This is a genomic window from Sporolactobacillus inulinus (assembly GCF_006539285.1).
Classification (GTDB): Bacteria; Bacillota; Bacilli; order Bacillales; family Sporolactobacillaceae; genus Sporolactobacillus; species Sporolactobacillus inulinus.
In genome coordinates, this window is record NZ_BJMS01000063.1 from 1 (window position 1) to 9,807 (window position 9,807).

General features: G+C 46.7%; 9 protein-coding genes. 2 read left to right on the forward strand and 7 right to left on the reverse strand.

Features of this window, described 5'->3' with window-relative positions:
* Positions 1 to 329: 329 nt before the first annotated feature.
* The gene (gene typA, locus SIN01_RS09455) at positions 330 to 2,183 is read right to left on the reverse strand and encodes a translational GTPase TypA (protein WP_010026167.1); all 1,854 of its coding nucleotides are present in this window, start codon (positions 2,181 to 2,183) and stop codon (positions 330 to 332) included.
* A 195-nt stretch (positions 2,184 to 2,378) separates the two neighbouring features.
* Between typA and SIN01_RS09460 the strand changes: the two genes are divergently transcribed.
* Positions 2,379 to 2,561, forward strand: coding sequence for a hypothetical protein (locus SIN01_RS09460; protein ID WP_010026169.1), 183 nt, complete (start codon positions 2,379 to 2,381; stop codon positions 2,559 to 2,561).
* Here the strand turns inward: SIN01_RS09460 and SIN01_RS09465 are convergent.
* Both SIN01_RS09465 and SIN01_RS09470 read right to left on the reverse strand, forming a co-directional pair.
* Entirely contained in the window at positions 2,558 to 3,403 is an 846-nt protein-coding gene (locus SIN01_RS09465; protein WP_010026170.1) for an inositol monophosphatase family protein, read from the reverse strand. The two genes, SIN01_RS09460 and SIN01_RS09465, sit on opposite strands and share 4 nt — an antisense overlap.
* A gap of 178 nt (positions 3,404 to 3,581) precedes the next feature.
* Positions 3,582 to 3,770, reverse strand: coding sequence for a YkzI domain-containing protein (locus tag SIN01_RS09470; protein WP_010026171.1), 189 nt, complete (start codon positions 3,768 to 3,770; stop codon positions 3,582 to 3,584).
* A gap of 216 nt (positions 3,771 to 3,986) precedes the next feature.
* Between SIN01_RS09470 and SIN01_RS09475 the strand changes: the two genes are divergently transcribed.
* The gene (locus SIN01_RS09475; protein WP_010026172.1) at positions 3,987 to 4,628 is read left to right on the forward strand and encodes a YktB family protein; all 642 of its coding nucleotides are present in this window, start codon (positions 3,987 to 3,989) and stop codon (positions 4,626 to 4,628) included.
* Between the two features lie 61 nt (positions 4,629 to 4,689).
* On the opposite strand, the gene lpdA is transcribed toward SIN01_RS09475, so the two are convergent.
* Genes lpdA through pdhA form a run of 4 tightly spaced genes read right to left on the reverse strand, consistent with a single transcriptional unit; the run spans position 4,690 to position 9,534 of the window.
* On the reverse strand, positions 4,690 to 6,099 hold the full coding sequence (lpdA, locus tag SIN01_RS09480; protein ID WP_010026173.1) for a dihydrolipoyl dehydrogenase: 1,410 nt from the start codon (positions 6,097 to 6,099) through the stop codon (positions 4,690 to 4,692).
* 2 nt (positions 6,100 to 6,101) lie between these two features.
* Positions 6,102 to 7,415: a dihydrolipoamide acetyltransferase family protein gene (locus tag SIN01_RS09485; protein ID WP_010026174.1), complete on the reverse strand. Its 1,314-nt coding sequence runs from the start codon at positions 7,413 to 7,415 to the stop codon at positions 6,102 to 6,104.
* 47 nt (positions 7,416 to 7,462) lie between these two features.
* On the reverse strand, positions 7,463 to 8,440 hold the full coding sequence (locus SIN01_RS09490; RefSeq protein ID WP_010026176.1) for an alpha-ketoacid dehydrogenase subunit beta: 978 nt from the start codon (positions 8,438 to 8,440) through the stop codon (positions 7,463 to 7,465).
* Positions 8,437 to 9,534 carry a pyruvate dehydrogenase (acetyl-transferring) E1 component subunit alpha gene (gene pdhA / locus SIN01_RS09495; RefSeq protein ID WP_010026178.1) on the reverse strand — a complete coding sequence of 366 codons (1,098 nt, stop codon included), beginning with the start codon at positions 9,532 to 9,534 and terminating at the stop codon, positions 8,437 to 8,439. Before pdhA ends, SIN01_RS09490 begins: the two co-directional genes overlap by 4 nt.
* Positions 9,535 to 9,807: the final 273 nt, after the last annotated feature.

Consider the following 9,807-nt stretch of genomic DNA (forward strand, 5'->3'; position numbering starts at 1 on the left):
GGCCGTCGCGGGCGGCGACTTCGCCTGCGCCAGAGGCTTGGCAAAGCCAAGCTTTCTAAAATAAAGAGATGTATGTTCTGCTCCCCTTTAAGATGGACGCTAATCAGTCCGCTTAAGGGGGTTTTATATTAACGGATGCTCCGATGATTTTAGGACAGATATGTTCAGCGATCCGCTTAATCGTACAATGAGTCAGAAACAAAAAAACTCGATGGTTGAAGTCCGATTAACGATCGGAATTTCAACCATCGAGCAAAGTATCTCATGCTGCGTTCAGTTTTTCGAAAACGGAACAAGTCTGTATTAAAATGCTGATCTTATTTAGAAAATCAGCCGTTATACTTCGGAATCTTGCTTCCTCGGCGTTCAAAACGTTCACGTTCGCCTTTGTTCAAAATCTTCTTGCGCATCCGAACACTCTTAGGTGTAATCTCACAGTATTCATCATCATTCAAGTAAGAAAGCGAATCTTCAAGGGACAATTTACGAGCCTCTTTCAAAGTTACGGTTTGATCCTTGTTCGAGGAACGTACGTTGGACGCGTGTTTTGCTTTCGTAACATTCACAGTCAAATCGTTTTCACGGTTATGTTCGCCAACGATCATGCCTTCATAAACATTGACGCCCGGTCCGACGAACATCTCACCGCGATCCTCAAGTGCAGCAAGCGAATACGCCGTCGTTTGTCCTTGATCCATCGAAACCAGCACACCATTTCGGCGCCCGCCGATTTCCTCTTTGATAAACGGAGCAAAGTGATCAAAGGTATGGTTCAGAATACCGTAACCGCGCGTATCCGCCATAAACTGACGATTATAGCCAATCAAACCGCGAGAAGGAATCATGAACGTCAGACGTGTTTGCCCCGGCTGCTCCTGGCGCATATCTTTCAATTCGGCTTTGCGTTTCCCCATCGATTCAATGACTGCACCGACATATTCCTCCGGTACATCAATTTGAACAGATTCATACGGTTCGCACAGCTTGCCGTCAACTTCCTTCGTAATAACGCTCGGCTTCGATACAGAGAGCTCGTAGCCTTCTCGGCGCATGGTTTCAATTAAGATCGACAAGTGAAGTTCCCCACGTCCAGAAACGATCCAAGAGTCATGAGAGTTCGATGCCGACTCAACTTTCAAGCTGACGTCGCGTTCCATTTCCGCCATGAGTCGATCTTCAATTTTTCGGCTTGTCACGTAGTCCCCTTCCTGACCTGCAAAAGGACTCGTATTAGGCAGAAAAGTCATTTTCAAGGTTGGTTCGTCAATGCGAAGCGGTTCAAGCGGATCAACGTGCTCCACATCATTAATAGTATCGCCAATATCAATATCGGAAACACCGGTTATCGCGATAATATCACCGGAACATGCTTCTTGAATCTCCGTCCGTTTCAGGGCGTGATAGCCAAAAAGCTTGGTGATGCGGAACTTTTCAACACTTTCACCGGCATTTTTGACAAGTACCGCTTCTTCTCCGACCTTGATCTTTCCTCGATAAATTCGGCCAATACCAATACGGCCGACATAATCATTGTAATCGAGCATCGTCACTTGGAACTGTAGGCTTTCGTCGCGATTGTCAACCGGTGCCGGAGCATACTTCAGTATCATATCCAGAACAACGCTCATATCTTGGTCAACATGTTCAGGATCTGTTCCTGCAACGCCATTTACCGCAGATGTATAAACAACCGGGAATTCGAGCTGATCCTCATCAGCGCCCAGGTCAATAAACAAGTCAATCACTTCATCAACGACTTCTGCCGGACGAGCCATTGGCTTATCGATTTTGTTTACAACAACGATTGGTTTCAGATGTTCTTCCAGCGCTTTCTTTAATACAAAACGTGTTTGCGGCATGCAGCCTTCATAAGCGTCAACAAGCAGCAGAACGCCGTCAACCATTTTCATAATTCGTTCCACTTCGCCGCCAAAGTCTGCGTGTCCCGGTGTATCCACAATATTTATTGTATGGTCTTTGTAAGAGAGACTCGTGTTCTTCGCCAGAATTGTAATGCCACGTTCCCGTTCAATTGCATTTGAATCCATTGCCCGTTCATTAATGTGCTGATTTTTGCGGAACGTCCCGGATTGCAACAACAGTTTATCCACTAATGTCGTTTTACCATGGTCGACGTGTGCAATAATCGCGATATTCCGCAATTCTTCCCTTAATTTTGTCATTTATTCCTTACTCTCCTCATCTTTTCCAATCGCTTCGCATAAATTAGCCGAAACATACACATGCAAATCATTTTCTCACAAGTTATGATCTATTGTCAATTTTTTCTGCGTCTGTTGAAATTTTGTTTCGGCGCGTTGGCAAAGCTTTTGTGCTTTTTCCACTTTCGTTTTATTATGATCTTAGGAGGCGATTCGATGTTTCGTATCGGTTTATTCTTAGTCATCATATGCACGGCTGCAAGTTTGGCTGGAATCGTTGCAGGAATGGTCCTGGGCCAGCCAATTCTAACTCTTCTCTCAGCATTTGCGGTCATTTTGTTTATGTGGGTCGGCTTTATGCTGAAAGCGATCCAGCAGAGAAATCAAGGGCATGATTAATGGTTGTGCCCTCCATCAAGTTCACGGATGAATCTCCCGCCCTGGACCTGTTTGCATACATGTTCTGCAATGAAGTGATGGAGTCCCGGTCGAGCCGCAAGCACTGACGTCTTACTCAGAATATTAAGCGGCTGCCCTTCTGCCCTGGAATAACTGCCGCCGACCTCTCGAAGCAGGATTAAGCCGGCACCGTAGTCCCAAGGAGAAAGGCGCATTGTAAAATAGGCATCCAAATAACCGGCCGCTACATAAGCGAGTTCTAGAGACGCCGCGCCATAAGCTCGAGTCCCGCTGCACCGTTTCACAATTTCCGTCATGATCTCCTCGTGGATCAACCGGTTGGGCTTCAGCCAAGTCGCACTTAGATCAATCAAACTGTCTTCAATCGTAACCGATGTCAGTGCCGCCAGCTTTTTCGTATTCTGATAAGCGCCCCGGCCGCATATACAATGGAAGAGTTCATCCGCCATCACATCGTAAATAAAAGCCGCTCGCCCCTCCCCTTCCTCATATATGCCAATAGAAACAGCAAAGAAGCGCTTCTGCATCACAAAGTTCAGCGTCCCGTCAATAGGATCAAGAAGCCAAAGCACACCCTTTGTATCAACCGCTCCGTCACCGAAACCCTCTTCAGAAACAATTCGATCCTCAGGATACGCCGCGCGGATCTTTCCAATAAGAAATTTTTCAATGTGACGATCCATATTTGTTACCAGGTCATTATGTGCGCTCTTCTCGCTAATTTCCAAAGGTGTTGACAGCGATGCACGCAGCTGTGCACCTGCCTCTTTGATCCATTGAGTTACTTGCCGCCCAAGAGCGTCCCAGTCACGTTCCGTCATTTTTCTGTCAACTCCCGATTCTACGTGTTCCATCGCCTGTAGCTTACAAATCGCTTATACCATTGTCTCCCTCAATAGTACATCATTTAGCTGCAAAAAGAAAAATCACCGCTTTCTGCCGGTGATTATATCCTCTCATAAAACGTTTATTTTTTTAACGATATCCATGATCAGCCGCTCAAATCTCTAGCAGAAGCATTTCGCGACGCAACCGTTCCAGCTTTTGTTTGCAGCGTATAATTGTTTTATCATCCTTATTGACAAGAGCTCGATGCAGTACTGTAAGCTCGCTGTCAATTGCGATCCGCACTTGTGGAATTCTTTTTTCTGCATCCTTCCTGCTCAGTGTCTGGTTAAGCTGTTTCATGGCAATTGCCACTTCCTTTCATTTTTTTGCCGTTCACAGGAGCTCGAAACGAATTAGAATCTTACCAAATTACGGATTTGTTGTTTCTTTAGTTTATGCGAAAATTAATGTGTATTACCATTAAAATGATTGTTTTTCAGAAACACTGGATATAAATAATCCGATCAAGCTATGGTATGCTAGTTTAAGATTTTCTACATAAAGGAGTGTACAACGATGCCTCAGGATGGTTTTACTGCGCTTGATTTCAATTGCATGCGGCTGCCTGGATTGGACGAACGGATGAGTGCTATCCGTGAACAGATTCAACCGCAATTTCAAAGAATTGCGGACCAGCTCATCCCGTTTCTGAACGAAAAGGAACAGGCCGATCCACCCTTCTGTGCCCATATCGCACGCCACGCCAGGCGAACGATTCATCCACCGGAAAGTACATGGCTCGCACTTGCACAGGATAAACGGGGCTACAAAAAGCATCCCCACTTTCAATTCGGAATTTGGCCGAGTCATCTCTTCTTTTGGCTTGCTTTTATTGACGATTATCCTCACAAAAAGGAACTGGGTGAAGCGATGCTCACGGATATGCCGACCCTAATGCAAACGTTTCCGTCTTACTTTGCTTGGTCTTCCGATCACACATCTGCTGATTACGCACTGCAGGGTGAGCTCACCGCGAACGGTCTGAAGCAATTACTCATGCGTCTGACCAAGGTAAAAAAAGCGGAGCTGCTCTGTGGCGTTGTGATTCCGAAACAGGAAGCAATCACAAAGTCCGAAGAACAGCTAATCGCCTATTTAAAGGAACAGATTCTTAAACTGCTTCCTCTTTATGAACTTGCGCTACGCAGCACCATTTAAAAAGCGTCCCCTTTATAGAAAAAAAGCCTGAGCTCTTGTGCTCAGGCTTTTCTTCTTGTTTTCATTTTGCAATATGAATCGGATGGCCAAGGACTACATCTGCTGCTTCCATCGCAATTTCTCCTAAAGTTGGATGGGCGTGAATGGTCAGAGCAAGATCTTCAACGGTCATTCCTGATTCAACAGCCAAACCAAATTCAGCAATCATATCACTTGCACTTACGCCAACAATCTGCGCACCGAGAACCAAGCCATCCGAAGCTCGCGAAACAATTTTTAAGAACCCGTCCGACTCGCCAAGTGAGAGTGCGCGCCCATTTGCTGCGAACGGGAATTGGCCGGTTTTGACTTCGTATCCTTCTTTTACGGCTTCTTCTTCAGATAATCCAACCGATGCAATCTCAGGATCAGAGAAGACAACGGCAGGCATCGCTCGGTAGTCTACCTCCGAAGCCACTCCTGAAATTGCCTCAGCAGCAATCTTGCCTTCATAGGAAGCCTTATGGGCAAGTGCCATTCCTGAAACAATATCACCGATCGCATAAATCTTGTCGTTCGTGGTTTTCCCTTGTTTATCTACGTGAATCAAGCCGCGTTCACCGAGTTCAACACCAGCCAAATCAAGACCAAGATCTCTCGTGTTCGGACGGCGTCCAACCGTCACCATTACATAGTCCGCGTCAAAAGTCTGAGTCTTGCCCTTTACTTCAGCAGTAACGGTAACGCCGTTTGCGGTTTCTTCCACACCTTTTGCTAGCGCTTTGGTAAAAACAGAAACTCCTTTTGCCTTAAGTTTCTTTTTTACCGGTGCAATCAGCCGTTTTTCAAAAGCAGGTAAAATTGACGGTGAGCCTTCAAGAATGACAACCTCAGTACCAAATCCAGCAAGTGCCGAGCTGAGCTCGATCCCAATATATCCCCCGCCGATAACGACTAATTTTTTCGGAACTTCTTTAAGAGCAAGCGCGCCTGTCGATGACAACACACGACTGCTCCACTTAAATCCGGGAATTTCAATTGGTGATGACCCGGTGGCAATAATACAATGATTAAATTTATACCGCGAAGATTCATAGCCGTGATTGACGCGCACGACATCATTATCAACAAACAAAGCTTCTCCTTCAACGCGTTCAATATTATGCGCTTTAAACAGTCCTTTGACACCGCTGGTTAACCGATCAACGATTTGTCCCTTCCATTCCTGGACTTTGTGAAAATCAACATGAACATTTTCCGCTTTGATGCCCATTGATTCTGAATGATTCATTTGCTCAAAACGGTGGCTTGCTGAGATTAGTGCTTTTGATGGGATGCAACCGACGTTCAGGCATACCCCGCCGACATGCTGTTTCTCAATAACAATGACTTTCTGGCCCAGCTGTGCAGCTCGTATCGCTGCAACGTAGCCGCCTGGACCAGCTCCTATGACAACCGTATCCACTTCAGTGGTAAATTCACCTACAACCATCTCTACCCCTCCAAAATAAGTCGTTGCGGATCAACTAACAACCTTTTTATTTGGTTCATTGCCCTCTGAGCGGTTGCGCCGTCAATCAGACGGTGATCAAAGCTCATAGACAGAGCAAGCATCGGTGCAGCAACGATCTCTCCATCGCGTATGATGGCTTTTTCAGAAATTCTTCCGACTCCAAGAATCGCGGATTCTGGTTGGTTGATCACCGGTGTAAACCACTGGCCGCCTTCCGAGCCGATATTCGAGAGGGTACAGGTTCCGCCCTTCATCTCTTCAGCAGTCAGTTTTCCAGTACGCGCTTTTTCCGCCAGTTCCTGGATCTCACTTGCAAGAGCATACATCGATTTCGATTCAGCATGCTTCACTACAGGCACGACAAGTCCGGCATCCGTATTTGCAGCGATACCTATATTGTAATAGTGTTTGTAAATAATTTCCTGACTTTCTTCATCAATCGATGCATTTAAAATCGGAAACGCCTTGAGCGCAGACACAAGTGCTTTTACGAGATAAGGGAGATAAGTCAATTTAACACCCAGAGTCTGCGCCTCTTCCTTATATTGTTTTCTATGTGAAACGAGCAGCGTCGCATCCACTTCATCCATCAACGTAACATGTGGTGCGGTCTGTACGGAATGCGCCGTTGCTCGGGCGATCGCCCGGCGGATACCTTTCAATTTTTCACGTGTTTCAGGTCCTTTGGAAAAAGCCGTCTCGTTTGATTCGGCACCTGTTTCTTTAGTCTCGCTTTCGTTTAACGGCTGCTGTGATTCAGGGGACTGTTCAGAGAGCTCAGATCCACTGATGAAGCGGTCGACATCCGCTTTCAGCACGCGGCCATTGCGACCTGTTCCGGTTATCTGTTGCAGATTGATCCCGTGATCTCTTGCATATTTTCGAACGGATGGCATTGCGATCACCAATTGATGCTTTTCCGCAGCTTGGTTTCCATCTGCGATCGCCTCATTTTGCGAATCAGGCTTAGAAGCCGGTCGCTCAGAATTCGTTTGACTCGGCTGGGCAGCGTGAACATCTTCTTCTTGAGTTACTGTCGCTTGCGATGTAGTGTCATCATCCGATTGAAGTGTGATCACAACGGTGCCCACTTCAACCACTTGGCCTTCTTCGGCATTGAGTTCCAGCACTTTTCCGTTAACCGGAGAAGGAATTTCAACAACTGCTTTATCATTTTGAACCTCAGCGAGCGTATCATCTTCACGTACGGTATCGCCGGGCTTCACAAACCATTTTAAAATTTCGCCTTCATGGATCCCTTCACCAATATCAGGCAGTTTAAAAAAATAGGCCAACGGCGGTTCACTCCTTTCACTGATCTGATTTTCCCGTTACCTTCTATTTAAAAGTTGACTGTTGCTTTCACTTGTTCAATAATATCTTTTTCATTCGGCAGCCATACATTCTCAGCAGAGGCAAAAGGGAAAACAGAGTCCGGTGCGCTCACCCTGCCGACCGGGGCCTCAAGATGCAGCAAAGCACGATCATTGATTTCAGCAATAACTTGTGCTGCAATACCTGCTTGCTTCTGCGCCTCCTGAACCACAACCGCACGATTCGTTTTTCGGATCGACGTGACGATCGTCTCCGTATCGAGCGGGCTTATTGTCCTAAGATCGATTATTTCACACTCAATGCCCTCTTTTTGCAGTTGTTCCGCTGCTTTCAACGCAGTGCGCACCATGGCACCATACGTAATCAGTGTAAGACTGCTGCCCTCCCGAACGATATTCGCCTTGCCTAATTCAACCGTATAGGCTTCCTTAGGCACTTCCTCTCGAAAGGATCGGTACAGTTTCATATGCTCAAGGAAGAGAACCGGATCGTTATCGCGAATAGCGGCAATCAGCATCCCCTTCGCATCATAGGGGTTTGATGGAATGACAACTTTTAGTCCAGGACATTGGGCAAAGAGGCCTTCCAAATTATCTGCGTGAAGTTCAGGGGTTTTCACCCCGCCGCCAAACGGGGAACGAATCGTTACAGGCGCATGGTAGTGCCCGCCGGATCGATACCTAAGCCGTGCCAGTTGAGATGCAATACCATCCATAGCTTCGAAAACGAATCCGAAAAATTGAATTTCCATAACCGGTCTGAATTGCTGGAGCGCAAGACCAAGCGCCAAACCGGCAATTCCCGATTCGGCAAGCGGAGTATCAAATACGCGATCCTCGCCAAATTCGTCATAGAGTCCTTCGGTTGCCCGAAATACACCGCCGTTTTTTGCAACATCTTCGCCAAATACAAGAACATTATCGTCTCTGCGCAATTCCGTTCTCATGGCGTCAGTGATCGCCTGGATCATCGTCATTTGTGTCATCGCTGATCCCCTTCCCTTGCGCTGTAAGCATCCAACTGTTCCTGGATATTCTGAGTAGGTTTTTCAAACATAAAGCCGAGCAAATCGGTTACTTTCTGTTTTGAGACCCGATCTGCCTGCTTCAACGCTTCGTCAACATCCGCTCTCGCTTGCTCTGCCGTCTGCTCTTCATCTTCCTGTGACCAAAGTCCGAGCCTTTCAAGATAAAAGCGGAAACGAATTAACGGATCTCTCTTTTCCCATTCACCTGTAAGTTCGTCCGTCCGATACCGGGTTGGGTCATCCCCCGCCATGGTATGCGGGCCGTAACGGTACGTCAGTGCTTCAATCAACGTCGGCCCGTCTCCGGCAATGGCATGCTCGCGTGCTTTTTGGGCAGCAGCATAAACAGCAAGCGGATCCATGCCATCGACCTGAATTCCTCGAATTCCTGCAGCAACTGCTTTCTGTGCCAACGAGGCGGCTGCCGTTTGTTTTTCAACCGGTACCGAAATGGCAAAACGATTATTTTGACAAATGAAGATTGCTGGCGCTCGATACGCGCCGGCGAAGTTCATGCCTTCATAGAAGTCGCCCTGTGAAGTTGCCCCATCACCAAAATAGCAAAAAGCAACTTGTTTTTTCTCGCGTTTTTTCAAGCCCAGTGCGATACCTGCAGCTTGCGTACATTGTGCCGCAATGATAATTTGCGGCATAACCGCTTTTAATTCTTCGGGATATTGCCCGCCTTCAAAATGACCTCTTGAATAAAGAAAAGCTTTGTAAAGCGGCAGCCCGTGCCAAACAAGCTGCGGTATGTCCCGATAAGACGGCAGCAGCCAATCTTCTTGGTCCATCACAAACTCGCTCGCCAGCATTGATGCCTCTTGTCCGGCGACCGGTGCATAAAAGCCGAGCCTTCCTTGTCTATTAAGTTTAAGCGCGCGCTGATCCCAAACCCTCGTATAGACCATACGCCGCATTAATTCCTTTAACTCATCATTACTCATCTCAGGCTTTGCTTGTTCATTGATCACATGCCCCTGAGTATCAAGAATCCGTAACGTTGGAAAAAAGTTTTCAATTCTTCCAGAATCGTTTCCAGGCAAGTCCATCACCTCTTCCCTCAGTATGCGTGGTTCCTTTTAAACTTACCAATGAGACATTTATCACTTAACCGCTTTCATTAAAAAAGAAACCATTTAAAAAGTAACACCTTCTCAACTACTCTCCTGTCCAACTGGGCTTCTCTATTCATGCAGAACAAAACGACCCGCGAGAGCGTTGATCACTTTTTTCTAACCTCAGTTTATACTACATGATTCGTCCAAGTCAATTGGAACGAATTTGCAGAGATGTAGCGATGCCGGGGCTGCTGGCTTTTGATC